The sequence below is a fragment of the Micromonospora sp. NPDC005087 genome (genome assembly GCF_042872965.1).
Classification (GTDB): Bacteria; Actinomycetota; Actinomycetes; order Mycobacteriales; family Micromonosporaceae; genus Micromonospora.
This window is the reverse complement of the sequence record NZ_JBIALB010000004.1, coordinates 511,968-537,483: the sequence shown is the minus strand read 5'-3', so window position 1 is coordinate 537,483 and position 25,516 is coordinate 511,968. Positions and strand designations below refer to the sequence as shown.

26 protein-coding genes and 1 riboswitch are annotated in these 25,516 nt (G+C 71.2%); of the genes, 2 read left to right on the top strand and 24 right to left on the bottom strand.

The genetic code is table 11. From position 1 onward, the window contains the following. Positions 1-7: 7 nt before the first annotated feature. The 6 genes from thiD to thiE all read right to left on the bottom strand — a co-directional run bounded on the left by thiD (position 8) and on the right by thiE (position 4,358). Positions 8-793: a bifunctional hydroxymethylpyrimidine kinase/phosphomethylpyrimidine kinase gene (gene thiD / locus ACFYPS_RS13680; RefSeq protein ID WP_354964776.1), complete on the bottom strand. Its 786-nt coding sequence runs from the start codon at positions 791-793 to the stop codon at positions 8-10. Beyond that, the gene (locus tag ACFYPS_RS13675) at positions 790-1,560 is read right to left on the bottom strand and encodes a thiamine phosphate synthase (RefSeq protein WP_354964777.1); all 771 of its coding nucleotides are present in this window, start codon (positions 1,558-1,560) and stop codon (positions 790-792) included. Before ACFYPS_RS13675 ends, thiD begins: the two co-directional genes overlap by 4 nt. Next, positions 1,557-2,336, bottom strand: coding sequence for a thiazole synthase (locus tag ACFYPS_RS13670; RefSeq protein ID WP_354964778.1), 780 nt, complete (start codon positions 2,334-2,336; stop codon positions 1,557-1,559). The genes ACFYPS_RS13675 and ACFYPS_RS13670 overlap by 4 nt, the downstream gene beginning before the upstream one ends. Then, a complete protein-coding gene (gene thiS, locus ACFYPS_RS13665) occupies positions 2,333-2,533 on the bottom strand; it encodes a sulfur carrier protein ThiS (RefSeq protein WP_354964779.1) in 201 nt (66 codons plus the stop codon). The genes ACFYPS_RS13670 and thiS overlap by 4 nt, the downstream gene beginning before the upstream one ends. Beyond that, complete coding sequence (thiO, locus tag ACFYPS_RS13660) at positions 2,524-3,738, bottom strand: glycine oxidase ThiO (RefSeq protein WP_354964780.1); 1,215 nt, start codon at positions 3,736-3,738, stop codon at positions 2,524-2,526. Before thiO ends, thiS begins: the two co-directional genes overlap by 10 nt. After that, positions 3,732-4,358: a thiamine phosphate synthase gene (gene thiE, locus ACFYPS_RS13655; RefSeq protein WP_387324595.1), complete on the bottom strand. Its 627-nt coding sequence runs from the start codon at positions 4,356-4,358 to the stop codon at positions 3,732-3,734. Before thiE ends, thiO begins: the two co-directional genes overlap by 7 nt. Beyond that, positions 4,353-4,462: riboswitch (TPP riboswitch) on the bottom strand. (Overlaps the previous gene by 6 nt.) Positions 4,463-4,773: 311 nt before the next feature. Between thiE and ACFYPS_RS13650 the strand changes: the two genes are divergently transcribed. Next, positions 4,774-10,614, top strand: a complete 5,841-nt coding sequence (locus ACFYPS_RS13650; RefSeq protein WP_387324592.1) for a ThuA domain-containing protein — start codon at positions 4,774-4,776, stop codon at positions 10,612-10,614. Positions 10,615-10,728: 114 nt separating this feature from the next. Here ACFYPS_RS13650 and ACFYPS_RS13645 read toward each other — a convergent pair whose 3' ends face one another. The 3 genes from ACFYPS_RS13645 to ACFYPS_RS13635 form a co-directional block, all read right to left on the bottom strand. Beyond that, on the bottom strand, positions 10,729-11,691 hold the full coding sequence (locus tag ACFYPS_RS13645) for an aldo/keto reductase (protein ID WP_354964783.1): 963 nt from the start codon (positions 11,689-11,691) through the stop codon (positions 10,729-10,731). A 66-nt stretch (positions 11,692-11,757) separates the two neighbouring features. Continuing rightward, the gene (locus ACFYPS_RS13640; protein ID WP_354964784.1) at positions 11,758-13,437 is read right to left on the bottom strand and encodes an ATP-binding cassette domain-containing protein; all 1,680 of its coding nucleotides are present in this window, start codon (positions 13,435-13,437) and stop codon (positions 11,758-11,760) included. 41 nt (positions 13,438-13,478) lie between these two features. Further along, the gene (locus ACFYPS_RS13635; RefSeq protein WP_354964785.1) at positions 13,479-14,084 is read right to left on the bottom strand and encodes a methyltransferase; all 606 of its coding nucleotides are present in this window, start codon (positions 14,082-14,084) and stop codon (positions 13,479-13,481) included. Between the two features lie 138 nt (positions 14,085-14,222). Here ACFYPS_RS13635 and ACFYPS_RS13630 point away from each other — a divergent pair, with 138 nt between their 5' ends. After that, entirely contained in the window at positions 14,223-15,251 is a 1,029-nt protein-coding gene (locus ACFYPS_RS13630; RefSeq protein ID WP_387324588.1) for a hypothetical protein, read from the top strand. Between the two features lie 42 nt (positions 15,252-15,293). Here ACFYPS_RS13630 and truA read toward each other — a convergent pair whose 3' ends face one another. The 15 genes from truA to rpsE all read right to left on the bottom strand — a co-directional run bounded on the left by truA (position 15,294) and on the right by rpsE (position 25,495). Then, on the bottom strand, positions 15,294-16,124 hold the full coding sequence (truA, locus tag ACFYPS_RS13625) for a tRNA pseudouridine(38-40) synthase TruA (RefSeq protein WP_354964787.1): 831 nt from the start codon (positions 16,122-16,124) through the stop codon (positions 15,294-15,296). Between the two features lie 68 nt (positions 16,125-16,192). Then, the gene (gene rplQ, locus ACFYPS_RS13620) at positions 16,193-16,753 is read right to left on the bottom strand and encodes a 50S ribosomal protein L17 (RefSeq protein ID WP_121677729.1); all 561 of its coding nucleotides are present in this window, start codon (positions 16,751-16,753) and stop codon (positions 16,193-16,195) included. 34 nt (positions 16,754-16,787) lie between these two features. Further along, on the bottom strand, positions 16,788-17,810 hold the full coding sequence (locus tag ACFYPS_RS13615; protein WP_354964788.1) for a DNA-directed RNA polymerase subunit alpha: 1,023 nt from the start codon (positions 17,808-17,810) through the stop codon (positions 16,788-16,790). Positions 17,811-17,909: 99 nt separating this feature from the next. Beyond that, a complete protein-coding gene (rpsD, locus tag ACFYPS_RS13610; RefSeq protein WP_089018952.1) occupies positions 17,910-18,536 on the bottom strand; it encodes a 30S ribosomal protein S4 in 627 nt (208 codons plus the stop codon). 13 nt (positions 18,537-18,549) lie between these two features. Beyond that, positions 18,550-18,957, bottom strand: a complete 408-nt coding sequence (gene rpsK / locus ACFYPS_RS13605; protein ID WP_007073011.1) for a 30S ribosomal protein S11 — start codon at positions 18,955-18,957, stop codon at positions 18,550-18,552. Between the two features lie 87 nt (positions 18,958-19,044). Further along, positions 19,045-19,425 carry a 30S ribosomal protein S13 gene (rpsM, locus tag ACFYPS_RS13600; RefSeq protein ID WP_007465236.1) on the bottom strand — a complete coding sequence of 127 codons (381 nt, stop codon included), beginning with the start codon at positions 19,423-19,425 and terminating at the stop codon, positions 19,045-19,047. A gap of 263 nt (positions 19,426-19,688) precedes the next feature. After that, on the bottom strand, positions 19,689-19,802 hold the full coding sequence (gene rpmJ / locus ACFYPS_RS13595; protein WP_012184307.1) for a 50S ribosomal protein L36: 114 nt from the start codon (positions 19,800-19,802) through the stop codon (positions 19,689-19,691). Between the two features lie 91 nt (positions 19,803-19,893). Continuing rightward, positions 19,894-20,115 carry a translation initiation factor IF-1 gene (gene infA / locus ACFYPS_RS13590; protein ID WP_007073013.1) on the bottom strand — a complete coding sequence of 74 codons (222 nt, stop codon included), beginning with the start codon at positions 20,113-20,115 and terminating at the stop codon, positions 19,894-19,896. A gap of 303 nt (positions 20,116-20,418) precedes the next feature. Continuing rightward, positions 20,419-21,000, bottom strand: coding sequence for a DUF1707 domain-containing protein (locus tag ACFYPS_RS13585; protein ID WP_354964789.1), 582 nt, complete (start codon positions 20,998-21,000; stop codon positions 20,419-20,421). A 100-nt stretch (positions 21,001-21,100) separates the two neighbouring features. Further along, positions 21,101-21,952: a type I methionyl aminopeptidase gene (map, locus tag ACFYPS_RS13580; protein ID WP_354964790.1), complete on the bottom strand. Its 852-nt coding sequence runs from the start codon at positions 21,950-21,952 to the stop codon at positions 21,101-21,103. Between the two features lie 87 nt (positions 21,953-22,039). Next, positions 22,040-22,693: an adenylate kinase gene (locus ACFYPS_RS13575; protein WP_007465256.1), complete on the bottom strand. Its 654-nt coding sequence runs from the start codon at positions 22,691-22,693 to the stop codon at positions 22,040-22,042. Continuing rightward, positions 22,694-24,022, bottom strand: a complete 1,329-nt coding sequence (secY, locus tag ACFYPS_RS13570; RefSeq protein ID WP_354964791.1) for a preprotein translocase subunit SecY — start codon at positions 24,020-24,022, stop codon at positions 22,694-22,696. A 233-nt stretch (positions 24,023-24,255) separates the two neighbouring features. Further along, positions 24,256-24,699, bottom strand: a complete 444-nt coding sequence (gene rplO, locus ACFYPS_RS13565) for a 50S ribosomal protein L15 (RefSeq protein ID WP_030329906.1) — start codon at positions 24,697-24,699, stop codon at positions 24,256-24,258. Further along, positions 24,699-24,881 (bottom strand): 50S ribosomal protein L30, encoded by a 183-nt coding sequence (gene rpmD, locus ACFYPS_RS13560; RefSeq protein WP_030329904.1) that lies wholly within the window; start codon positions 24,879-24,881, stop codon positions 24,699-24,701. Before rpmD ends, rplO begins: the two co-directional genes overlap by 1 nt. Next, the gene (rpsE, locus tag ACFYPS_RS13555; protein WP_354964792.1) at positions 24,881-25,495 is read right to left on the bottom strand and encodes a 30S ribosomal protein S5; all 615 of its coding nucleotides are present in this window, start codon (positions 25,493-25,495) and stop codon (positions 24,881-24,883) included. Before rpsE ends, rpmD begins: the two co-directional genes overlap by 1 nt. Between the last annotated feature and the right edge of the window lie 21 nt (positions 25,496-25,516).

Genomic DNA, 25,516 nt, shown 5'->3' with positions numbered 1-25,516 from the left:
CTGGTGATCAAGCGGACCAGCCGAAGTGATCCAGCGGCCCACGGCCCGCACCCAGCTCCCAACCCCGCGCTCCAGTCAGTGCGCGGAGCACGTACTCCTTGGCGACCCCCACCGCCGCCGGCACCGGATCGCCCAGCGCGAGCCGCACGGCGATCGCCGCCGAGAACGAGCACCCGGTGCCGTGGGTGTGCCGGGTGTCCACCCGGGGTGCGCGCAGCAGGGTGGTGTGGCCGCCGCCGTGCAGCACGTCGACCGCCTCGCCCGCGTCCAGGTCACCGCCGGTGACCACCACGTACTTCGGGCCGCCGGCCGCGAGGGCCTCGGCGGCCGCGACCATCCCGGCCACGTCGTCCACCGGGCGTCCGGTGATGGCGGCGGCCTCCGCGCAGTTCGGCGTCGCCACCCTGGCGTACGGCAGGAGCCGTTCGACCGCGCTCACCACGCCGAGCCGGTGGCCGCTGGTGGCCACCAGCACCGGGTCGACGACGAGCTGGGGCAGCCGGCCGTCCCGGGCGGCCTCGGCCACGGCGTCGGCGACGGCGGGATTGCCGAGCATCCCGGTCTTGACCGCGCAGACCGTGAAGTCGGCGAGCACGCTGTCCAGCTGCTCGGTGACCGTGCGCGGGGGCAGCGGCAGGACGGCGTCGACGCCCCGGGTGTTCTGCGCGGTGACCGCCGTGAGGACGCTGGTGCCGTACGCGCCGAGCGCCGCGAAGACCTTGAGATCGGCCTGGATGCCGGCGCCGCCTCCGGAGTCGGAGCCGGCGATGGTGAGGATTGTGGTCGGTGTCACGGCTCCTCCTTGGTTGCGGTTTGGGGCTGCGGCCGACCGTGCCCACTCCGGGCGGTCAGGCTTGATCCCTGCGTGGGCACGGTCGGCCGCAGCCCCGTCGTGGGGACCTGGGCGCCTCCGCGCCGGGTTTGCGTCATCGGGGTGACCGCCTTCGTGAAGGCCCTGGTCAGGGTGGTGGCTGCTTCGGTTGGGTCTTCGGCTCGCATGACTGCGCCTAGTACCGCGACTCCTGCTGCTCCCCCCTCGATACAGGCGATCACCTGATCTGGGGTTTCCACGCCGCCCAGCGCCAGCACCGGTGTTGGGCTGGCCTGGATCAGCTTTCGCAGGCCCTCGGGGTGCAGGGGTGGGCCGTAGCCGGGTTTGGTTTGTGTGGGGTAGACCGGGGAGACGGTGGCGTAGTTCTCGGTGGTGATCCGGTGCAGCTCGGACTGGTTGTGGCAGGAGCGGCCGACCAGCCGGTGGGTCGGGGGCGGGTACGGGCCGGCGGCGGGCAGGTGGACGGCGTCGCCGCCGAGCGGGTCGGGGCCAGCCACGATCAGGGTTCCGCCGGCATCGGCGAGGATCGCGCGCAGGTCGGCGGCGAGGGCGGCGCGCTCGGCGCGGGGGAGGTCCTTCTCCCGCAGCACCACCCAGCGCACTCCCCCGGCAACGGCCCCCGCCACCACCTGATCGAGCGCCCCCCGCGCCACCCGCCGATCCGTCAGCACGACAACGCCCGACGGCAGGGTTGCCGGGCACCCGGGCGGGACGCGCTCGGGGGTCACAGGTCGGGTCTTCCCTCGTCGGGGGTGGACGGGAGGGCGTGGAAGCGGCGGGCGATCCGGCCGGCGCCAGCGGCCAGCCGACCCGCCTCGACCGCGTACCGCATCGCGGTCGCCATCGCGACCGGGTCCGCGGCCCGGGTGACCGCGCTGGCCAGCAGCACCGCGTCGCAGCCCAGCTCCATCGCCAGCGCCGCGTCGGACGCCGTGCCGATGCCGGCGTCCAGGATCACCGGCACGTCCACGCCCTGCCGGATCAGCCGGATGTGGTGCGGGTTTCCGATGCCGAGCCCCGAGCCGATCGGCGCGCCGGCCGGCATCACCGCGGCGCAGCCCACGTCGGCCAGCCGGCGGGCGAGCACCGGGTCGTCGCTGGTGTACGGCAGCACGGTGAATCCGTCGGCGACCAGCTCCTCGGCGGCGCGGAGCAGCTCGACCCCGTCGGGCAGCAGGGTCCGCTCGTCAGCGATCACCTCCAGCTTGATCCAGTCGGTGTCGAACGCGTCCCTGGCCAGCCGGGCCACCTTCACGGCCTCGGTCGCGGTGTGGCAGCCGGCGGTGTTCGGCAGCAGCCGTACCCCGCACCGGTCCAGCAGCTCCAGCAGCCCACCGGCGCTGCCCGGCGCGGTGTCCACCCGGCGCAGCGCCAGAGTGACCAGCTCGGTGCCGGACGCCCGGATCGCCTGCTCCAGCACGTGCAGGTTCGCGGCGCCGCCGGTGCCGAGGATCAGCCGCGAGGTGAACGTCGCCCCACCCAGCTCGAACGGCACGCCGGTCACCCGCCCTGCGCGGCGGCGAGCACCTCGACGCGATCACCGTCGCGCAGCGCCGTGGTCGGCCAGCCGGTTCGGGGCACCACCTCGCCGTTGACCGCGACCGCCACCCCGCGCTGCTGCGGCGCGATGTCGCTGACCAGATCGGCCACCGACGCTCCACCGGGGACGCTGCGCCCGGTCCCGTTCACCGTCAACTCCACCGGTCCTCCTCTGTCGTCCGATCAGGTGCGCCGACATCGGCCGCACCAGGCCCGGCCAGCCGACCGGCCGCGCTGGTGGGATCCGGGCCGGCGGCGGCGAACCGGCCCGGGTGAAAGGGCGTGAGCAGCGGATCGGGCACGCCGGTGGTGACCAGGTCGGCGATCAGGTCGGCGGTGACCGGGGTGAGCACGATGCCGTGCCGGTGGTGCCCGGTGGCGGCCAGCACGTCCGGCCGGTCGGACAGCGGCCCGAGGATCGGCGCGTTGTCCGGGGTGCCCGGACGCAGCCCGGCGACCGTCTCGACCAGGTCGTACTCGGCCAGCTCGGGGAGCAGGTCGACGCCGGCACGGAGTAGGCGCAGCACCGCGCCGGCGGTGACCGTGGTGTCCGACCGCTCCTCGACCGTCGCGCCGAGCACCACCTCGCCGTCTGCGCGGGGCACCAGATAGACCTGCTCGCCGTCGGCGTACCCCCGGATCACGTGCCGGAAGCCCGGCGCGGCGCCGCCGGGCGCGCGTAGCCGGAGGATCTGGCCCTTCACCGGCCGCACGGGCAGGCCGGTGAGGGCGGCGGCGCCGCAGCCGGCGGCGACCACGGTGACCCGGGCGTCCACCTCGGCGAGGGAACGGACCGCCCGCGGGGCGAGCACCGCGCCGGCCCGCTGCGCGGCCGTGCGCAGCGCCGGCACCAGCAACCGTGGGTCGACCTGGTGGTCGGTGGGCGCGAGTGCCCCGCCGCGCACCCGCGGCGCGAGCGCCGGCTCGCGGTCGCGCAGCTCGGTGGGGCGCAGCGGGGTGACCGGCAGGCCCAACCCCTGCTGGTACGCCCAGAGCCGGCGCGCCTCGGCCAGGTCGTCCGCGGTCAGCCCGACCAGCAGGGTGCCCTCGGTCCGGTAGCCCAGCTCGACGCCGCTCGCCTCGGTCAGCTCGTCCGCGAACGCCGGCCACCGGGCGGCGGACGCCAGCAGCAGCCCGGTCAGCTGCCGCTCACCGAAGTACGCCTCGGCCACCGGAGAGAGCATCCCGGCGGCCACCGCCGAGGCCCCCGACCCGGGGGACGGATCGTGCACCACCACCCGAAGTCCGCGGGCGGCGCACCGCCAGGCGATCGCCAACCCGATCGGCCCCGCCCCCACCACCGCCACGTCCGCAAGGAAGGGCCCCTTGTTAACGGATTCTGTAGAGGAAGGGCCCCCTGTTAACACGTCAGCGCCCCGAGCAGCTCGGCGGTGGCCCGGGCCGGGTCGGCGGCAGCGGATACCGCGCCCACCACCGCCACCCCGTACGCCCCGGCGGCTCGCAGCGCCGGCACCCGGGCGGCGGTCACCCCACCGATCGCGATCACCGGAACGTCGACCGCGTCGTTGACCGCCCGTACCCCCGCCGGGCCGATCGGGTCCGGCAGCCCGGCCTTGGTGCTGGTGGCGTGGCACGGCCCGACGCCCAGGTAGCTGGCTCCCGCGGCGACGGCCTCGATCGCCGTCTCCGGTGCCCGGGCGGTGGCCCCGAGCACGCCGGTGGGGCCGAGCACCCGGCGGGCGGCGGCGACCGGTAGGTCGTCGGCACCGACGTGTCCACCGGCGGCGCCCACCGCCAACGCCACGTGCAACCGGTCGTTGACCAGGCAGGTCGCCCTGTACGGCGCGCAGAGCGCGAGCACCCGCCGGGCCAGGTCGTACGCCTCGCGGTCGGTGGCGGAGTCCTCGACCCGGACCTGCACCACCAGGTCGGCTCGGGCCGTGGTGAGGGCGGCCCGGACCACGGTGAGTGGATCCCGCCCGGGTCGGGTGTCGGTGATCAGATGCAGTCGCCCGAGGGACGGCACGGCAACGCTCCTCCCTGCGCCGGCATTACCCGGATCAGGTTCGACGGTCGGGGGCTGTCAGCCCCCCTCTCAGCCCGGTACACCGGACTCCCGTGGGTTACTTGCGTGTCACCGTACGACAGTTCCGGCCGTCTGCCAAGGCGGGGTCGGCCGGCGGCCGGCGGGCGAAAACCACACCGCTCGGCGAGATCCGTTGGGCGCTTCATGCGGTCCTGTTCGGAATGTCGCCCACCGTTGCAGAACCGTTACCCGCCGGCATCTTGCCGGACATTGATCCAACCGAATTAATTTGTTCAGCGATTCGACAAAATGCTGGCGTGGTTGCCCTGGCACGGCATTCGCACCGGCTCCATCTGGGACGGTCTTCGGCGAGCCGGCCCCCGCGATCCCTGTCCACCGCGACATAGGAGGCGGCGTGTCCCATTCTCGTCGTGCCCGAGTACCCATCACCGCGACCCTGATCTCCCTGGCCCTGGCCTCGACAACTCTGTTCGGGCTGCCCGCCCAGGCGGCTCCGGCCGCCGCCCAGGTCCCCCCGCGAAACACGCCGGCCGCGGCCCCGGTCAGCCAGGTGCCGCCGAAGGCGCCAAAGGCTGCGGCCGATCCCTTCTCCGTCCTGGTGTTCTCCAAGACGGCCGGCTTCCGCCACGACTCCATTCCCACCGGGCTCGCCGCGATCCAACAACTGGGCGAGGCCAACGGATTCACCGTGGACAGTTCCGAGGACGGTGGCGCGTTCACCGACGCCAATCTGGCGAAATACCGGGCGGTGATCTGGCTCTCCACCACCGGCGACGTGCTGGACGCCGAGCAGCAGGCCGCGTTCGAGCGGTACGTGCGTGCCGGCGGCGGTTACGTCGGCATCCACGCCGCCTCGGACACCGAGTACAGCTGGGCCTGGTACGGCGACCTCGTCGGCGCGTACTTCGCCAACCACCCCGCGAACCAGCAGGCCACGGTCAAGGTGGAGGACCACGCCCACCCGTCCACCGCCGAGCTTCCGGACCGCTGGTCCCGCTTCGACGAGTGGTACAACTACCAGACCAACCCCCGGCCGGACGTGCACGTGCTGGCCAGCCTGGACGAGAAGAGCTACACCCCGGGCGCCGGTGCGATGGGCGCCGACCACCCGATCGCCTGGTGCCAGGACTTCGACGGCGGCCGTTCCTGGTACACCGGGGGCGGGCACACCCGGGAGTCGTACGCCGAGCCGGAGTTCCTCTCCCACCTGCTCGGCGGGATCCGGACCGCCGCCGGGGTGGCGGACGCCGACTGCGGCGCCTCGAAGACCGCGAGCTTCGAGAAGGTCACCCTGGACAGCAACACCAGCAACCCGATGGAGTTGGACATCGCCCCGGACGGGCGGGTCTTCTACGTCGAGCGGGACGGCCGGGTGCAGGTCGTCAAGCCGGACACCGGCAGCACGTTCACCGCCCTCGACCTGGACGTCTTCACCGGCAACGAGGACGGACTGATCGGCATCCGGCTCGACCCGGACTTCGCCACCAACAGGTGGGTGTACCTCTACCACGCCCCGAACGACGGCATCGCGCGCAACCTGCTGTCCCGGTTCACCGTGACCGGCGACACCATCGACCCGGCCAGCGAGAAGCAGGTGCTGCGGGTCGACACCCAGCGCAACACCTGCTGCCACGCCGGCGGCAGCATGGCGTTCGACAGCGTCGGCAACCTGTACCTGGCCACCGGCGACAACACCAACCCGTTCGAGTCGAGCGCGTACTCGCCGCTCGACGAGCGGCCGGGCCGCCAGGACTACGACGCGCAGCGCACCTCCGGCAACACCAACGACCTGCGCGGCAAGGTGATCCGGATCCACCCGGAGGACGACGGGACGTACACCGTCCCGGCGGGTAACCTCTTCGCGCCGGGCACCGAGAAGACCCGTCCCGAGATCTACGCGATGGGCTTCCGCAACCCGTTCCGGATCGGCACCGACCCGAAGACCAACACGCTCTACGTCGCGGACTACGGGCCGGACGCCAACGCGGACAGCCCCACCCGGGGCCCGCGCGGCCTGGTCGAGTGGAACATCGTCACCCCCGGCAATTACGGCTGGCCGTACTGCACCGGGACGAACGAGGCGTACAACGACTACACGTTCCCGTCCGGCCCGAGCGGGGCGAAGTTCGACTGCGCAGCCCCGGTGAACAACTCGCCCAACAACACCGGCCTGACCAACCTCCCGCCGGTCGTCCCAGCGACCGTCGACTACGGGTACGCCGGTGACGCGCGATACCCGGAGATCGGCGGCGGCGGCGCCCCGATGGGCGGCCCGGTCTACCGGTACGACGCCGACCTCGACTCCGACCGGAAGTGGCCGGCGTACTACGACGGCAAGGCGCTGCTCGGCGAGTGGAACCAGTCGAAGATGTACACCATGCAGGTGACCGCCGACGGCAGGTCGTTGGTGGACATCAACCAGTTGCTCACCGGGATGGGCATGCTCCGGCCGATGGACTTCGAGTTCGGCCCGGACGGCGCGCTCTACCTGATCGAGTGGGGCAGCGGCTTCGGCGGCAACAACGACAACTCCGGCGTCTACCGGATCGACTACATCGCCGGTGAACGCGCGCCGATCGCGGTGGCGGCGGCCGCCCCGACGTCGGGGCCCGCGCCGTTGACGGTGGAATTCTCCAGCGCTGGGTCGCGCGACCCGGACGGCGGCGCGCTCACCTACGCCTGGGCCTTCGGCGACGGGCAGACCTCCACCGAGGCCAACCCGACGCACACCTACGCCACGGCGGGCAGCTTCACCGCCCAGCTCACCGTCACCAACCCGAAGGGCCGTACCGCGGTGGCCAACGTGCCGGTCACCGTGGGCAACACCGCGCCGACGGTGACCATCGAGTTCCCGCCGGACGGCGGCTTCTTCGACTGGGGTGACCAGGTCCACTACACGATCAAGGTGACCGACCCGGAGGACGGGCAGATCGACTGCGACCGGGTGCGACTCCAGGTGCTGCTCGGCCACGACGAGCACGCCCACCCGCTGGAGCAGCACACCGGCTGCAGCGGCACCGTCCAGACGTCGCTCGCCTCCGGGCACGGCGCCGAGGCGAACGTCTTCGCGGTCTTCGAGGCCACCTACACCGACCAGGGCGGCGCTGGCGGGGCCGGCCCGCTCACCGGCCGCGCGATCGAGCAGTTGCAGCCCAAGCGCAAGCAGGCCGAGTACTTCACCGCCACCGGGCGGGCGCCGGGGAGCACCGGCGGCGGCGACGCCGGCGTGCAGCGGGAGACCGGCGGCGACAGCGCCGGCGGCGGCCAGAACATCGGGTTCATCGAGGACGGCGACTGGTGGTCGCTCGCCCCGGCGAACCTGACCAACGTCACCGACATCCGGTTCCGGGCCGCCTCGGCAGTCTCCGGAGGCCGGGTCGAGGTCCGCGCCGGCGCCGTCGACGGACCGGTGGTCGCCTCGGCCACCGTGCCGGGCACCGGCGGGTGGCAGACGTACACGGACGTGACCGCGCCGGTGACCGGCGCCGCGAGCGGCACGCTGTACTTCGTCGCCCGGGACCCGAACGGCGGCGCGGGGTCGCTGTTCAACGTCAACTGGATGGACTTCCTCGGCCGCGGCGTCACCGAGAACGCGCCACCGGTGGTCAGCGCCACCGCCACCCCGGCCACCGGCACCGCGCCGGTCACCGTCGCCTTCGACGGCACGGCCACCGACGCCGAGGGCGACACCCCGCTGACGTACGCCTGGGACTTCGGTGACGGCGGCACCGCGTCCACGTTGGACGCCAGCCACACCTACACCAGCCCGGGCACCTTCACCGCCACCCTGACGGTGACGGACAGCAAGGGCGCGAAGTCGTACGCCACCGTGCCGGTGCGGGTCGACGCGCCGAACACGTCCTGCTTCGGGGCGCGCTCGGACGACTTCGACGGCACCAGCCTCGACAAGAACCGGTGGACCAGCGTGGTCCGGGAGAACCAGCTCTACTCGGTTGCCGGCGGCGCGCTGCGGCTGCCCACGGCGGTGGGCGACCTCTACGGTGCCCGCAACGACGCCACCAACCTGGTGCTCCAGGCGGCTCCGACCGGGGCCTGGCAGGCGACCACCCGGGTCACCCTGCCGGTGACGGCCAACTACCAGCAGGCCGGCCTGCTGGTGTACGGCGACGACGACAACTACGCCAAGCTGGACCTGCTCTACAACGGCAGCCGGCGGGTGGAGTTCATCCGGGAGACGGCCGGCACGCCGCGCAACGAGGCCGCCGACAGCACCGCCGCACCGGCGGGTGACACCGTGCACCTGCGGATCATCAGCGACGGGACGAACCTGACCGCGGCCGTCTCGGCCGACGGGCAGACCTTCACCCCGGTCGGACGATCGGCCGCGCTGGACGGCATCACCAACCCGCGGATCGGCCTCTTCGCGGTCAACGGCGGCACCGAGGCGCCGGTGGTGGACGCCAGCTTCGACTGGTTCCAGGTCACGCCGGACGCCCCGGCCGGACCGGTCGTGCCGTCGGACGAGTTCACCGGCGACACGCTGGACAAGTGCCGGTGGAACGCGATCCTGCGCGAGGACCCGAACGGTTACCGGGTCACCGGTGGCGCGCTGCGGGTCGACGTGCCCAACGGTGACATCTACGGCACCGACAACACCGGGCCGAAGAACTTCATCCTCCAGACCGCGCCGTCGGGCGACTGGACCCTGGAGACGAAGGTCGACGGCAGCCTGCTGAACGAGCAGTACCAGCAGGCCGGTCTGATCGTGCACGCGGACGACGACAACTACCTCAAGTTCGACTACATCGCGGACAACCAGGTCGGCCAACCGGTGACGCGGCGGATCGAGTTCCGCAGCGAGATCGGCGGGGCGGTCCAGAACCCGCAACCGGAGGCGGCCAACCTGACCGGCGCGGTGTGGCATCTGCGGCTCGCCCGCAGCGGCGACACCTTCACCGCGTCGTACTCGGCCGACGGGACGACCTGGACCGCGTTGACCACGCTCACCAACAGCGCGGTCGGGGCCACCCCGAAGGTCGGGTTGTTCACGCTCGGCGCCAACCAGACCGCCTCGAAGACCGCCGCGTTCGACTACTTCCGGTTGAGCACCGGGGTGGCCGACGAGACGGCGCCGGTCACCACTGCGGCGGTTTCCGGCACCCCGACCGACGGGTGGTACACCGGGCCGGTGACGGTCACCCTCACCGCGGCCGACGAGGCCGGCGGCAGCGGGTTGGCCGGGACGGCGTACCAGCTGGGCGGGGCCACCACCTGGACGGACTACACCGCTCCGGTGGCGGTCAGCGGTGACGGCGAGCACGAGCTGCGGTTCCGCTCGACCGACGAGGCGGGCAACGTGGAGTCGACGAAGACCGTCACGGTCCGGATCGACGCCACCGCGCCGGTCACCTCGGCGACGTTCGCTCCGGCGAACGACGCCGGCTGGCACGACGGGACCATCCCGGTCGTGCTGACCTCTACCGACGCCGGTTCCGGGGTGAAGACGGTGGAGTGGTCGCTGGACGGCGGCGCGTGGACGCCGTACACGACGCCGGTCGAGGTGACCGGCGACGGGCAGCACGAGCTGCTGTTCCGCGCCACCGACAAGGCGGGCAACGCCGAGACGCTCAAGTCGGCGGTGCTGCGGATCGACGGCACCAGACCGACGCTGCTGGTCTCCGGGATCGCCGACGGCCAGCTCTACGGGGACAGCCAGGACGTCCGGGTGTCCTGGCAGGCCGTCGACCCCACCTCGGGCATCGCGTCCGTGGTGGGCCGGTTGAACGGCCAGGCGTACGCCAGCGGCACCCTGCAGGCCATGTACGAGCTGCCGCTCGGCCTGCACGAGCTGACCGTGACCGCGACCGACAAGGCGGGCAACACGACGACCTCGACGGTCCGGTTCTTCGTCACCACCTCGTTCCGGGACATGCAGAACCTGCTGGACCGGTTCAAGGCGACGGGGCGGCTCTCGGCCAAGGCGCACAAGCAGTTGACGGCGAAGCTCGACGCGGCCCGCAAGGCCGAGGCTGCCGGCAACGACAACAAGGCGATCAAGCAGCTGACCGACTTCCGGACGCTCGCCGCCAACGCCACGCTGGTGGGCGAGGCGGAGATCCGGGACGTCCTGATCCGGGACGCCGACGCCATGATCGTCCGGCTCGGCGGCACGGCCAGCAAGGCCGGAGTCAAGGCGAACGACGGCGAGCCGGTCAAGGGCGCCGGACGGCTCGGTGGCGACGCCACCCGGCTCGCCCCCGGTCGCCAGCTCTGATCTGACCGACTGATCGACTCGGTATCCCAGAAGTCGGGGTGTCCCGGACCACAGGACACCCCGACTTCAGGGAACGCGGGGTGGATCAGGATCCCGCGCCACCCACGCCGGGCATCAGAGGACGGCGCGCAGGGCCGCCAGATCCTCGTCGGTGGGCTCCCAGGTGCCGGCAGCGGCGTTGGCGTGCACCTGCTCGGGCGTGGTGGCACCGGCGATCACCGAGGTCACCGCCGGCTGGGCGGCCAGCCCGCCGATCGCCACCTGGAGCATGGTCAGCCCCCGCTCGGCCGCGTACGCCTCGATCGCCTCGATGGTGTCCCAGTCGGCGGCGGCGAGTCGCTCCGCGTACCGGCCACCGCCGGAGAGCCGGCTGCCGGCCGGCGGCCGCCCCGCACGCTTGTACTTGCCGGTGAGCAGGCCGTTGGCAAGCGGGAAGAACGGCAGCATGCCGAGACCGAACCGCTCGCAGGCCGGGATCACCTCGGCCTCCACGGACCGCTCCACCAGGCTGTAGTGGTTCTGCGCGCTGATGAAGCGGGCCCGGCCGTTGGACGAGGCGATCCAGTCCGCGTCGGCGATCTGCCAGCCGGCGAAGTTGGAGTTGCCCAGGTAGCGCACCTTGCCGTCCCGGACCAGGTCGTCCAGGGCTGCGAGGGTCTCGTCGATCGGCGTGCCCGGGTCGGGCTCGTGCATCTGGTACAGGTCGATGTGGTCGGTGTCGAGCCGGCGCAGCGACGCCTCCACCGCGCGGGCGATGTAGCGCCGCGACCCCCGGGCACCGAAGTCCGGCCCGTTGAGGCCGTTCATGTCCATGCCGAACTTGGTGGCCACCACCACGTCGTCCCGGCGTCCCTTGAGCGCCTGCCCGAGCAGTTCCTCGGAGCTGCCCTGCGGCTCGCCGTAGATGTCAGCGGTGTCGAACAGGGTGATCCCGGCGTCCAGGGCGGCGTCCACCACCGCTCGGGTGCCGTCGAGGTCGAGCTTACGGCCGAAGTTGTTGCAGCCGATGCCGACCACGGACACCACGAGCCCGGAGTCGCCCAGCCGGCGATAGGTCATCTCAGTCACGAGATCCACCCTATGCCCAGCGAAGGAAGGGCCCCTTGTTAACACCTGGCGTTAACAAGGGGCCCTTCCTTCGCCTCAGCCCACGTCCCAGACCGGCTCCGGGGTCTCCACCACTTCGCTATCGCCACCGAACAGCACGAAACGGTCGAAGGATCGCGTGAACCAGCGGTCGTGGGTGACCGCGATCACCGTTCCCTCGAACGCGTTCAGGCCCGCCTCCAACGCCTCCGCGCTGGCCAGGTCGAGGTTGTCGGTGGGCTCGTCCAGCAGCAGCAGGGTCGCCCCGGAGAGCTCCAGCAGCAGCACCAGGAACCGGGCCTGCTGCCCGCCGGAGAGGGTGCCGAAGCGCTGGTCACCCTGCCCGGCCAGCTCGTAGCGGCTGAGCACCCCCATCGCCGTGTGCCGATCCATGCCGGTCCGGTGCTCGTCGCCCCGCCAGAGGATCTCGACAAGCGTCTTCGACATCAACTCCGGCCGGTCGTGGGTCTGGGAGAAGTGCCCCGGGCGCACGCGGGCGCCGAGCCGGGCCGTGCCGTCGTGCGCCACCGGGGCGAGCGCGGCCGCCCCGTCGACCGGCCCGTTGGCCGGGTCGGGGTCGCTGCCACCCCGAGCCAGCAGCCGCAGGAAGTGCGACTTGCCGGTGCCGTTGGCACCGAGCACCGCCAAGCGGTCGCCGTACCAGATCTCCAGGTCGAAGGGGTAGGTCAGGCCGTCCAACTCCAGCTGCTCGCAGATGACCGCACGCTTGCCGGTCCGCCCGCCGGTCAGCCGCATCCGGATGTCCTGGTCCTTCGGCGGTACGGGCGGCGGCCCGGCCTCCTCGAACTTGCGCAGCCGGGTCTGCGCGGCCTGGTACCGCGAGGCGAGCCCGTCGTTGTACGCCGCCTTCTGCTTGTACATCAGCATCAGCTCGCGCAGCTTCTGGTGCTCCTCGTCCCAGCGCCGGCGCAGCTCGTCGAGGCGGGCGTGCCGGGCCACCCGCGCGGAGTGCCAGCTGGCGAAGCCGCCCGGGTGCACCCAGGCGCTGCCGCCCTCCACGGCGACCACCCGGTCGGCGGTCTGGGCCAGCAGCTCGCGGTCGTGCGAGACGTAGAGCACGGACTTGGTCGACTCGCGCAGCCGCGCCTCCAGCCAGCGCTTGCCGGGCACGTCGAGGAAGTTGTCCGGCTCGTCGAGCAGCAGCACCTCGTCCGGGCCGCGCAGCAGCAGCTCCAGCGCGAACCGCTTCTGCTGCCCACCGGAGAGGGTGCGGACCGGTCGGTCCCGGACGGCGTCCCAGGGCTGGTCGAGCACGATGGTGGCGACGGTGTCGAAGAGCACCTCGGCGTCGTACCCGCCGGACTCGCCCCAGGCGCCCAGCGCGTCTGCGTACGCCAGCTGCGCCTTGCCGGCCGCGGTGCTGTACTTGCCGCGGACCTCGGCCGCCCGCATGGCCGTCTCGGTCTCGCTGAGCCGGCGGCCGGCCTCGCGCAGCGGCGGTGGGGCGAGCGACAGCGCCAGGTCGGCGAGTGTCGACTCGTCGCCGATCATGCCGATGAACTGGCGCATCACGCCCAGCCCGCCGGCCCGCGCGACGGCGCCGGTACGCACCGGCAGGTCACCGGCGACCATCCGCAGCAGTGTCGTCTTACCCGCGCCGTTCGGCCCGACCAGGGCGATCTTGCCGCCCTCCCCGACCCGGAACGACACGTCGGCGAAGAGTTCCCGACCATCGGGCAGGATATGCCCGACCGCTGCCACGTCCACGTATCCCACGCCGGGATCCTGCCCCTGCAGGGGCCGGGCGGTACATCCAATTACCGGGTGACCCGCAGCACCCGGAAGCCCTTCTGGCTGGCGTGCCGCTCGACCTGCCAGCTCTGGTCGGTGAGCCAGCGGTGCAGCGAGTCGCCACCGAGGTGCCGGGCGACCACCAGCCAGCCGACGCCGTCCGGGGCGAGCCGGGGCAGCCAGCGCAGCAGGAGGTCGTGCAACCCGTCCTTGCCGATCCGGATCGGCGGGTTGGACCAGAGCTGGGCGAAGCGAAGCTCTGCCGGCACGTCGTCCGGCGCGCTGACCCGGACCCGGTCGCCGGCGCCGACCCGGGCCGCGTTGGCGGCGGTCAGCTCGCGGGCGCGGGCGTTGACGTCGACCGCCCAGACGGTGCTCGCCGGCGCAAGGTCGGCCAGCACGCAGGTGATCGGCCCGAACCCGCAGCCGAGGTCGAGCAGGTCGCCGGTGGTGGCGGTGGTGGGCAGCTCGGCCTTGCGCAGGAGCACCGCGGTGCCCGGGTCGAGACGGCTCGCGGAGAAGACCCCGCCGGCCGAGGCGAGCCGGTAGTCGCGGTCGGCGACGGAGAACTCGACCTCGCGCGGCGGGGCGTCGCTGGCGGGCTGAGCGGTGAAGTAGTGGTCGCCGGTCACGCCGGCAATTCTCGCATTGGTCGCAGCACGCCCCGACACGGCCCACACCTACATTTCCCATTATTACCCCCTAAAGGGACAATGCCTCCTAGTCTGGGCGACATGGTGTATCGGTACGAGTCCGATGAGGACGCTTTCGTGGAGTACCCGGATGACGGGTCCGACCTGTCCGTGGCCGGCGCTGGTCCGCCTCCGCCTGCCGGGCCCTCTCCGTCGCGTTTCCCCACCCCGTCGCTGCGCCGGACGAACCAGATCGCGCTGCCGTCGTCCGCTCCGCCGCCGACCCGTGCCGACATCCCGCCCGCCCCGCCACGCGAGCAGGTCTACACCTCAGCGGAGCCGATCGAGCCGACCTCCCGGCGCGGGGGCGGCCGGCTCTGGCAGGTGCTGGTCGGTGGCGCGGCCGTCCTGGTCCTCCTCGCGCTCTGCGGCCTGGGCGCCGCCGCGCTGCTGGTGGACCGCGGCCCACAGCCGGAGACCACCCCGACGTACCAGCCGAACGCCGCCGCGTCCGACCCCGCCGAAGAACGGCAGGACCTCGACTCCCGGGACACCGACCAGGCCCCCCTCACCGCCAAGGAACTCTTCCCCGGCAAGGAACTGAAGGTCACCGACGGCCAGCCGGGCTACCAGGTGGTCAAGACACACTCGAGCGGCAGTTGCGCCGTCGCCGCCACCGACGAGGTCGCCGACCTGCTGGTCCGGCTCGGCTGCAACCAGGTGGTACGGGCCACCCTGCGGGCTCCCGGCGGCAACCACCTGGTCACCACCGGGCTGTTCAACCTGACCGACAAGGTGAGCGCGGAACGGGCCCGGGACCGGATCCGGCAACTGCTCGACGAGCGGCAGGGCCGGTTCCAGGGCATGGTCGGCAAGGAAGGCGACGGCACCGAGGTGGTGGCGACAGCCCCCGCCCGGGTCGGCTGGCAGGTCCGCGGCCACTACCTGGCGTACGCGCTGGTGGTCCGCACGGACGGGGTGGCCGTCAAGTCCGGTGACACCACGATCCGGGAGATCCTGTTCGACATGCTCGAGCTGCACCTCAGCCGGGGCGTGCTGGAACGGCGGGCCGATGGCGGCACGGCGGGGCAACCGACGGCGGGGCCGACCGAGAGCGGCGGCACCCAGAGCGGCACCACCGGCGACGACGAACTACCGGGCGACTGACCGCACCCCGCCGTCGGCGGTCACCGTGACCGGCCAGTCCGCTCAGCCCTCGACGGGCACCCGCAGCCGGCGGGTGAGGTCGGCGCGGCGGGCGTACTCGGTCGGATCGGCCGGGTACCCCACCTCGACCAGGGTCAGCCCGTGCGCCGGGGCCACGGTCACCTCGCTGGACCGCTCCCGGCGGGTCAGCAGCGTGCCCGGCCACTCCACCGGGCGGCGGCCGTCCCCGGCCACCAGCATCGCCCCCACCAGGCTGCGCACCATCGCCTGGCAGAACGCGTCCGCCTGCACGGTGGCGACCAGGATGCCGTCCGGGTCGCGACGCCAGTCCAGCCGGGTCACCTCGCGCAGCGTCGTCGCGTTCTCCTTACGCCGGCAGTACGCGGCGAAGTCGTGCTCCCCGACCAGGCCGGCCGCCGCGGCGTTCAGCGCCGCCAGATCCAGGGGCCGCGGCCAGGCCAGCACCTCGTGCCGGCGCAGCGGCTCCGCGCCGTACCGGGCGTCGGTGACCCGGTACTCGTAGCGTCGGAAGGTGGCCGAGAACCGGGCGTCGAAGTCGGCCGGCACCTCGGTCATCTCCCGCACCCGCACGTCGGTGGGGAGCAGCCGGGCCAGCCGTCGCAGCAGCCGACCCTCGTGCTGCCGCCACACCTCGGCGGGCAGATCGAGGTGGCAGACCTGCCCGGTGGCGTGGACCCCCGCGTCGGTCCGCCCGGCCACGGTCAACCCGGTGGCCGTGCCGGCGCCGAGGACCAGGTCCAGGGTCTCGACGAGCACCCCGGCGACGGTGCGCCGGGTCGGTTGGGCGGCCCAGCCGGAGAAGCCGGTGCCGTCGTACGAGACATCCAGCCGCAGCCGGATCCGCTCGTCCACCTCGTACCTCCTGTTACGGGTCGGGCCCGGCACCCCGATGGGGTGCCGGGCCCGAACGATGCCCGAGATCAGGCCTTGTTCTCCTCGGTGGCGAGGTCGCTGTCCTCGCGCGCCTCGGCGGTGTCGCCGGACGCCGAGACCGGCGGCTCCGCGTCCTGGTCGGAGTTCTCCGACCGCGGGGCCTCCTCCGCCGGGGCGAGCGCCTCGACCTTGTCCTGCTGCGCGGCCTTGCGGGCGGCGGTCTTCTTGTTCGCCTTCGGCTCGGCGACCTGAAGCTCCTCCACCAGCTCGATGACCACCATCGGCGCGTTGTCACCCTTGCGCGGACCGGTCTTCACGATCCGGGTGTAGCCGCCGGGGCGGTTGGCGTACCGGGGCGCGATCTGGTCGAACAGGGCGTAGACGACGTCCTTGTCCTTGACGACGCCCAGCACCCGCCGCCGCGCGGCCAGGTCACCGCGCTTGGCCTTGGTGATGAGCTGCTCGGCCAGCGGACGCAGCCGCCGGGCCTTCGTCTCGGTGGTCTTGATCTTGCCGTGCTGGAACAGCGCGGTGGCCAGGTTGGCCAGCATCAGCCGCTCGTGCGCGGGGCTGCCGCCGAGGCGGGGGCCCTTGGTGGGCGTGGGCATGCTTGGTGCTCCTCAGTTGTGGCGGCAGCGCGGACTAGAGCTGCTCGGTCTCGCGGTAGTCCTCGGTGTCGTAGTCGGCCTCGCCGAAGGTGTCCACGACGTGCGCCGGGTCGAAGTTCGGGGCCGAATCCTTCAGCCCCAGACCCATCCCGGCGAGCTTCATCTTGACCTCGTCGATCGACTTCTGACCGAAGTTGCGGATGTCGAGGAGGTCGGCCTCGGTACGCCCGATGAGCTCACCAACGGTGTTGATGCCCTCGCGCTTGAGGCAGTTGTAGGAGCGGACGGTGAGGTCCAGCTCCTCGATCGGCAGGGCGAGGTCCGCCGCCAGCTGGGCGTCCTGCGGGGACGGCCCGATGTCGATACCCTCGGCGGTCTCGTCCAGCTCCCGGGCCAGACCGAACAGCTCCACCAGCGTCGAACCGGCGGAGGCCAGCGCGGTACGCGGGCCCATCGACGGCTTGGTCTCGACGTCGATGATCAGCCGGTCGAAGTCGGTGCGCTGCTCGACGCGGGTCGCCTCGACGCGGTAGGTCACCTTCAGCACCGGCGAGTAGATCGAGTCGACCGGGATACGGCCGATCTCGGCGCCGGACTGCTTGTTCTGCGCCGCCGTCACGTAGCCCCGGCCCCGCTCGACGGTCAGCTCCATGTCGAGCCGGCCCTTGCCGTTGAGGGTGGCGAGCTTCAGATCCGGGTTGTGCACCGAGACGCCGGCCGGGGGCTGGATGTCACCCGCGGTCACGTCGCCCGGGCCCTGCTTGCGCAGGTACATGCTGACCGGCTCGTCGTGCTCGGAGCTGACGCACAGCTCCTTGATGTTCATGACGAGCTCGACCACGTCCTCCTTGACACCGGGGATGGTGGTGAACTCGTGCAGCACGCCGTCGATCTTGATCGAGGTGACCGCCGCACCCGGGATCGACGACAGCAGCGTGCGCCGCAGCGAGTTGCCCAGGGTGTAGCCGAAGCCCGGCTCCAGCGGCTCGATGGCGAACCGCGACCGGGTCTCGTTGATCGACTCCTCGGAGAGGGAGGGTCGCTGGCTGATGAGCATGTTTTCTCTTCTCTTCCGGGACGCCCGCTATTTGACGCCCACGACACAAACTGTTCCGGTGGCCCGCCCTGGAGGGCGGGCCACCGCAACGAGCTCCGACTACTTGGAGTAGAGCTCGACGATCAGCTGCTCCTGGACCTGCGTGTCGATGACCTGCCGGGCCGGGAGGGAGTGCACCAGGATCTTCATCTGGCTGGGAATGGCCTCGAGCCACGCCGGCACGGCCCGCGAACCGGCCTGAGCCTGCGCCACGATGAACGGGGTGAGCTCCTTGCTCTTGCCCCGAACCTCGATGATGTCGTGCTCCTTGACGCGGTACGACGGGATGTCGACCTTCTTGCCGTTCACCGTGAAGTGACCGTGCTTGACCAGCTGGCGGGCCATGTCCCGCGAGTGGGCGTAGCCGGCCCGGTAAACGACGTTGTCAAGCCGCGACTCGAGGATCTGCAGGAGGACCTCACCGGTCTTGGCCTGCTTGCCAACGGCTTCCTCGTAGTAACCGCGGAACTGCTTCTCCAGCACGCCGTAGACACGGCGGGCCTTCTGCTTCTCACGGAGCTGGAGCAGGTACTCCGTCTCCTTGGTGCGGCCGCGGCCGTGCTGCCCGGGCGGGAACGGCCGGGACTCGAACGGGCACTTCGGACCATCGCACTTGCTGCCCTTGAGGAACAGCTTCATCTTCTCCCGCCGGCAACGGCGGCAGTCAGCACCGGTGTAACGAGCCATCTCTCTCTACCTCTCAGACCCGGCGACGCTTCGGCGGACGGCATCCGTTGTGCGGCTGCGGGGTGACGTCGGAGATCTGCCCGACCTCGAGGCCCACGGCCTGCAGCGAACGGATGGCGGTCTCCCGGCCGGAGCCGGGGCCCTTGACGAACACGTCGACCTTGCGCATGCCGTGCTCCATGGCCCGACGCGCGGCGGCCTCGGCGGCCAGCTGCGCGGCGAACGGAGTCGACTTGCGGGAGCCCTTGAAGCCAACCTGGCCCGCGGAGGCCCAGGAGATGACCGCACCGGTCGGGTCCGTGATGGACACGATGGTGTTGTTGAAGGTGCTCTTGATGTGCGCCTGCCCGTGGGCGACGTTCTTGCGTTCCTTGCGCCGGACCTTCTTTACAGCGGCTCCGGCACGAGCCTTCGGTGGCATAAGTCTGTGCGCTCCTAGTTGACTTTCCGGACTGGGTTGCGGCCTGGCCCACCTCGGCGGCGGCCGACCCCGTCATCCGGTTAAGAACTACTTCTTGCCGGGCTTCTTCTTGCCGGCGACGGTCCGCTTCGGGCCCTTGCGGGTCCGCGCGTTGGTCTTGGTCCGCTGGCCACGCACGGGCAGGCCCCGGCGGTGCCGGATGCCGGCGTAGCAGCCGATCTCAACCTTGCGGCGGATGTCAGCGGCGACCTCGCGGCGCAGGTCGCCTTCAACCTTGTAGTTGCCCTCGATGTGGTCGCGGAGCTGCACGAGCTCCTCGTCCGTGAGGTCCCGAGCGCGCTTGTCCGGCGAGATGCCGGTGGCGGCGAGTGTCTCCAGGGCGCGAGTGCGACCGACCCCGAAGATGTAGGTGAGCGCGATCTCCATCCGCTTCTCGCGGGGGAGATCCACGCCGACTAGACGTGCCATGTGCGGGCGTACTCCTCATGATGTGTGGCGGAGGTGTGGACCCGTCCCACCCCGCTACCGGCCGTCCCGACTTTCCGACGCTGTCAGCGTCGGCGACCGGGATCGGTCGCTGCCCAAGCGGGCCCCGGCCTCCGACCGGGGGTCAGCCACGCAGGAGTACGTCTCGCGTACCGCTCGTGGCTGGGACGAGCATGTGTGTTGTGTGTCGCTGGGGATCTACCTGGGCCAACGCCACCCGGCCGCTTCCGGCCGGATGGGCTGAATCAGCCCTGGCGCTGCTTGTGGCGCGGGTCGGTGCAGATGACCATGACCCGGCCGTGCCGGCGGATCACCCGGCACTTGTTGCAGATCCTCTTGACGCTCGGCTTGACCTTCACGGTTGCCTTACTTCCCATCTGGCCCGGGGACGCGCGCAGCGCGAGACCGGACGTCGAAGACGGACACGGGACTTCCCGGCCGCCGTCAGGACTACTTGTAGCGGTAGACGATGCGCCCGCGGGTCAGGTCGTACGGCGAGAGTTCGACGACGACCCGGTCCTCCGGCAGGATGCGGATGTAGTGCTGCCGCATCTTGCCGCTGATGTGAGCCAGCACCTTGTGGCCGTTCGCGAGCTCCACCCGGAACATGGCGTTCGGCAGGGGCTCGATGACCCGACCCTCGATCTCAATGGCTCCGTCTTTTTTCGGCATGTCCTCCGCTGTCCTGACGTCGATTGCTCCGGGCGGCCCACAACGTCTTACACGGGTGTCTGACCAAGATCAGAAAGCCCGCGCCAGCCGCGGCTCCAGCACCCACCGAAGCGCAGGGTGGGCATGCCGGAGTGGACGCTGTGCGCCGATCAGAAAGTGTACGCCGGCCTGCGGGCGGTCGCCAAACCGGCCACCCACCGCGCCGCCGGGTCGAGCGGCGCTCCCCCGTCCGGGACCCCGATGATCTCCGTCCGAGCAACGCCGGGGCGTCGCGCCGGATCGGCTCCGCCCCCTGCCCGCGGGTCAGCCGGCCGGTCGGGGGTCGTCCCGTTCGTCCCGTGCACCGGCGCGCAACTCCCGCCGCCGCCTCCGCTTCGCGCGCCTGCGCTCCCGCACGATCGCCTGGCGCCGGGGCTCTCCCCCGGCCAGCCCGGTGACCGTGCGGATCACCAGCACCGCGCCCCACGGCCCGGCCACCCAGGCCGGCCAGAAGTAGAGCAGGTCGCGGCTGAGCAGCGAGGTCACCGCCCAGATGGTCACCACGATGGCGACCACCTTCAGATACGGAAACCACACCTCGGCCAACCAGCGAGCGGCGACGCCCCGGTCCCCGGCCGGGGCGGGCGAGGGCTCCGCACCGCCCTCCAGCGGCCCGGCAGCCGGTGCGGTGACCGGCGCCAGCGTCGAGCGCTCCGGCGGCGCCACCGGCGGCAGATCGGTGAGCAGGGCGTCCAGTTCGGCGTACGTGCGGGCGGCGTAGGCCCGCTGCAACCGCTCGTCGTACTCGTGCAGGTCCAGTCGGCCCTCACCGAGGGCCACCCGCAACCGTTCGGCCACCGCCTCACGATCCGCGTCCGCCGCTCGCATCCCGTCCCGCCCGTCCATGCCGGCAAGCATGCCACCGTCACGCCAACGGCGTCCCACCCGGCCGACCCCCTTGATCCACCCGGGTCGGCCCATGGAGGGGCTGCGGCGCCCCAGGGGGTCAGGACGCGGTCGAGGCCGCCGACTGCCGCGCGGTGACCAGGTCGCCCAGTCGGGCACGGCCGCCATCGAACGCGGTGAGCACCCAGACTCCGTCCGGCAGCAACGCCATCGAGTGCTCGACGTGCGCCGCCACCGAGCTGTCCCGGGTGACCACCGTCCACCCGTCGGCCAGCTCGACCGTACGCGGCGACGCCATGGTGATCATCGGCTCGATGGCCAGCGCCATGCCCGGGACCAGCCGCGGGCCCTTGCCCGGCCGGCCGTGGTTGAGCACGTGCGGGTCCTGGTGCATCTCCGTGCCGATACCGTGCCCGCCGTAGCCGTCGACGATGCCGTACCGGCCACCCTTGCGGACCGCGGTCTCGACCGCGTGCGAGATGTCGGTGAGCCGCCCCTTGCCGCTGGCTGCCCCGCGTGCGGCGGCCGCGATGCCGGCCCACATCGCGTCCTCGGCCACGTCGGCCATCTTGAGCAGCGCCGGGTCGACGTCACCGACGCCGACGGTGATCGCGGAGTCACCATGCCACCCGTTCAGCACCGCACCGCAGTCGATCGAGATCAGATCGCCGTCCCGCAGCACCTGCTTCGGCGAGGGGATGGCGTGCACGATCTGCTCGTTGACCGAGGAGCAGATCGACGCGGGGAAGCCGTGGTAACCCTTGAACGACGGGACGCCACCCGCCTCGCGGATCGTCGACTCGGCGATGGCATCCAGGTCGGCGGTGCTGACGCCGGGCGCCACGGCCTCGCGCATCCGGCGCAGCGCCTCGGCCACCACCAGCCCGGCGGCGCGCATCTTCTCGATCTGGTCAGGGGTCTTCAGCTGGATGTCCAGCTGGGGACGACGCATGGACCGATTACCTTTCGTTGCCGATCAGCGGGGCACGTCGCACGTACCCCGCTGATCGCACTCTATCCGCCGTGGCCCGGCCGGACCTCAGCCGCCGTACGACCGCAGCGCGTCTATGGCCCGGGTGGTGACGTCCTCCACCGGGCCGGTGGCGTCGATCCCGACGAGCTTGCCCTGGGCGCCGTAGTAGTCGACCAGTGGAGCGGTCTTCTCGCTGTATTCCCGCAGCCGCGTGGCGATGGTCTCCGGCTTGTCGTCGTCGCGCTGGAACAGCTCGGCGCCGCACCGGTCACAGATGCCGGGCCGGGTGGTGGCGTCGAACTCGACGTGCCAGATCTTGCCGCAGCCCCGGCAGGTCCGCCGGCCGGAGAGCCGCCGGATCACCTCGTCGTCGTCGACCACCAGCTCCAGGACCAGGTCCAGTGCGGTGCCCAGGTCGGCGAGGAGCTTGTCCAGCGCGGCGGCCTGCGGAGTGGTCCGCGGGAAGCCGTCGAGCAGGAACCCCTCGCTGGCGTCGGGCTCCGCCAGCCGGTCCCGGACCATGTTGATGGTGACCTCGTCCGGAACCAGCTCGCCAGCGTCCATGTAACGCTTCGCCTCGACACCGAGCGGCGTGCCCTGGGTGACGTTCGACCGGAAGATGTCCCCGGTCGAGATCTTGGGCACCGACAGGTGCGCGGCCACGAACTCGGCCTGCGTGCCCTTGCCCGCGCCCGGCGGGCCAACCAGAACGAGTCTCATCTACCGCAGGAACCCTTCGTAGTTCCGCTGCATGAGTTGGCTCTCGATCTGCTTCACGGTCTCCAGACCGACGCCGACCATGATGAGCACAGCGGTGCCGCCGAACGGGAAGTTCTGGTACTGCTGGTTGTCCAGCCAGATGAAGAAGAAGTTCGGCAGGATCGAGATCACGCCGAGGTAGAGCGCGCCCGGCAAGGTGATCCGGCTGAGGATGAAGTCCAGGTAGTCGGCCGTCGGCTTGCCCGGGCGGATGCCCGGCACGAACCCGCCGTACTTCTTCATGTTGTCCGCGACCTCGGTCGGGTTGAACGTGATCGAGACGTAGAAGTACGTGAAGAAGATGATCAGCAGGAAGTAGACCGCGATGTAGATCGGGCTGCTCGGGTTGACCAGGTTGTTCTGGATCCAGGCCTGGGTCTTGCCCGGGTCGGTCTGGTCGAAGAACTGCAGGGCCAGCTGCGGCAGGTAGAGCAGCGACGAGCCGAAGATGACCGGGATGACACCGGCCTGGTTGACCTTGAGCGGGATGTAGGTCGAGGTGCCGCCGTACATCCGCCGGCCGATCATCCGCTTGGCGTACTGCACCGGGATGCGGCGCTGCGCCTGCTCGATGAAGGTGACCGCGGTGATGACCACCAGGACCAGCGCGATGACCAGGGCGAACATGTCCCAGCCCTTGCTGGTCTTGATCTGCCAGCCCTCGCTGGGCAGCCGCGCGGCGATCGAGGTGAAGATCAGGACGGACATGCCGTTGCCGACGCCCCGGTCGGTGATCAGCTCACCGAGCCACATGACCATGCCGGTGCCGGCGGTCATGGTCATCACCAGGATGGCCAGGGTCAGCCAGTCCGGGATGCCGGTGCCGGTGGGGATGATCGGGAACTGGTCGCAGCGGTTCTGGAAGAGCTGGCCCGAGCGGGCCAGCGCCACGAACGCCGAGGCCTGCAGCACACCGAGACCCAGGGTCAGGTACCGCGTGTACTGGGTGATCTTCGCCTGGCCGGCCTGGCCCTCCTTGCGGAGCTGCTCCAGACGCGGAATCACGACGGTCAGCAGCTGCAGGATGATCGACGCGGTGATGTAGGGCATGATGCCCAGCGCGAAGACCGAGAGCTGTAGCAGCGCTCCGCCGGAGAAGAGGTTGAGAAGGTTCACCACCCCGGTGGTGTCACCCTGGATGGTGTCGAGGCACTTCTGCACGTTGCCGTACGAGACGCCCGGGCTGGGCAGCGTTGCACCCAGCCGGTAGACCGCGATGATGCCTACTGTGAACAGCAGCTTCTTGCGCAGGTCAGGCGTACGGAACGCACTGAGAAAGGCGGACAGCAACTTCTTCCTCCTGCGCGAGGCGGGCCGCCGGTGATCCCTGGCGGGTCGGGGTGGATCCCGGGCGAGCGCCCGGAATCCATGGCTGGGATGGGACTCTAACAGCCCCATCCCGGTCCGGGCAGATGTGCCCGGCTACATAAACCGATTCCGATATTACCGGGCGCATACGCCCCAGGCAGACCATGGCGCCCGCCAGTTGGTCACAACTGGACGGGCGCCATGGGTCGTACGCCTTACAGCTCGGTGACGGAGCCACCGGCGGCGGCGATCTTCTCCTTGGCCGACGCACTGAACGCGTGCGCCGACACCTGGAGCGCCACTCCGCCGAGGTCGCCGGTGCCGAGGACCTTGACCGGGTGACCCTTGCGGACCGCGCCGGACTCGACCAGCTCCAGCGGGCCGACCTGGCCGCCGTTCGGGAACAGCTCGGCGAGCCGGTCCAGGTTGACCACCTGGAAGACCACCTTGAACTTGTTCTTGAAGCCCTTCATCTTCGGCAGGCGCATGTGGATGGGCATCTGCCCACCCTCGAACGCCGCCGAGATGTTCTTGCGGGCCTTGGAGCCCTTGGTACCGCGACCAGCGGTCTTGCCCTTGGAACCCTCACCGCGACCCACACGGGTCTTCGCGGTCTTGGAACCGGGCGCCGGGCGCAGGTGGTGCACCTTGATCGTCATTACTCGACCTCCTCGACCTTCACGAGGTGGTTCACAGTGAAGATCATGCCGCGGATCTCGGGCCGGTCCTCCTTGACCACCACGTCGTTGATCCGCTTGAGGCCGAGCGAACGCAGCGAGTCACGCTGGTTCTGCTTGGTCCCGATGCCGGATCGGAGCTGGGTGACCTTCAGACGTGCCATCAGTGCGCCACCCCCGCACGCGACGCCAGCATGGCGGCCGGCGCGACGTCCTCCACCGGCAGGCCACGACGTGCCGCGACCTGCTCGGGGGACTCAAGCCCCTTCAGGGCCGCCACGGTGGCGTGCACGATGTTGATCGGGTTCGACGAGCCGAGGCTCTTCGAGAGCACGTCGTGGATACCGGCGCACTCCAGCACGGCGCGCACCGGACCACCGGCGATGACACCCGTACCGGCCGAGGCCGGCTTGAGCAGCACCACACCAGCGGCGTCCTCACCCGTCACCGGGTGCGGGATCGACTTGCCGATCCGCGGGACCTTGAAGAAGTGCTTCTTGGCCTCCTCGACACCCTTGGCGATCGCCGCGGGCACCTCCTTGGCCTTTCCGTAGCCCACGCCGACCGTGCCGTCGCCGTCACCAACGATCACCAGGGCGGTGAAGCTGAAGCGACGACCACCCTTCACGACCTTGGCGACGCGGTTGATCGCGACGACCCGCTCGAGGTGCGGGGTCTTCTCGACGGGCGCGTTTCCGCGGCCGCCCTCACGGCGGTTGTCGCGGCGACCACCCTCGTTGCCACCGGACCCGCCGCCACGGCGCTGTTGACCTGGCATCAGCAGCCTTCCTTATCTCTC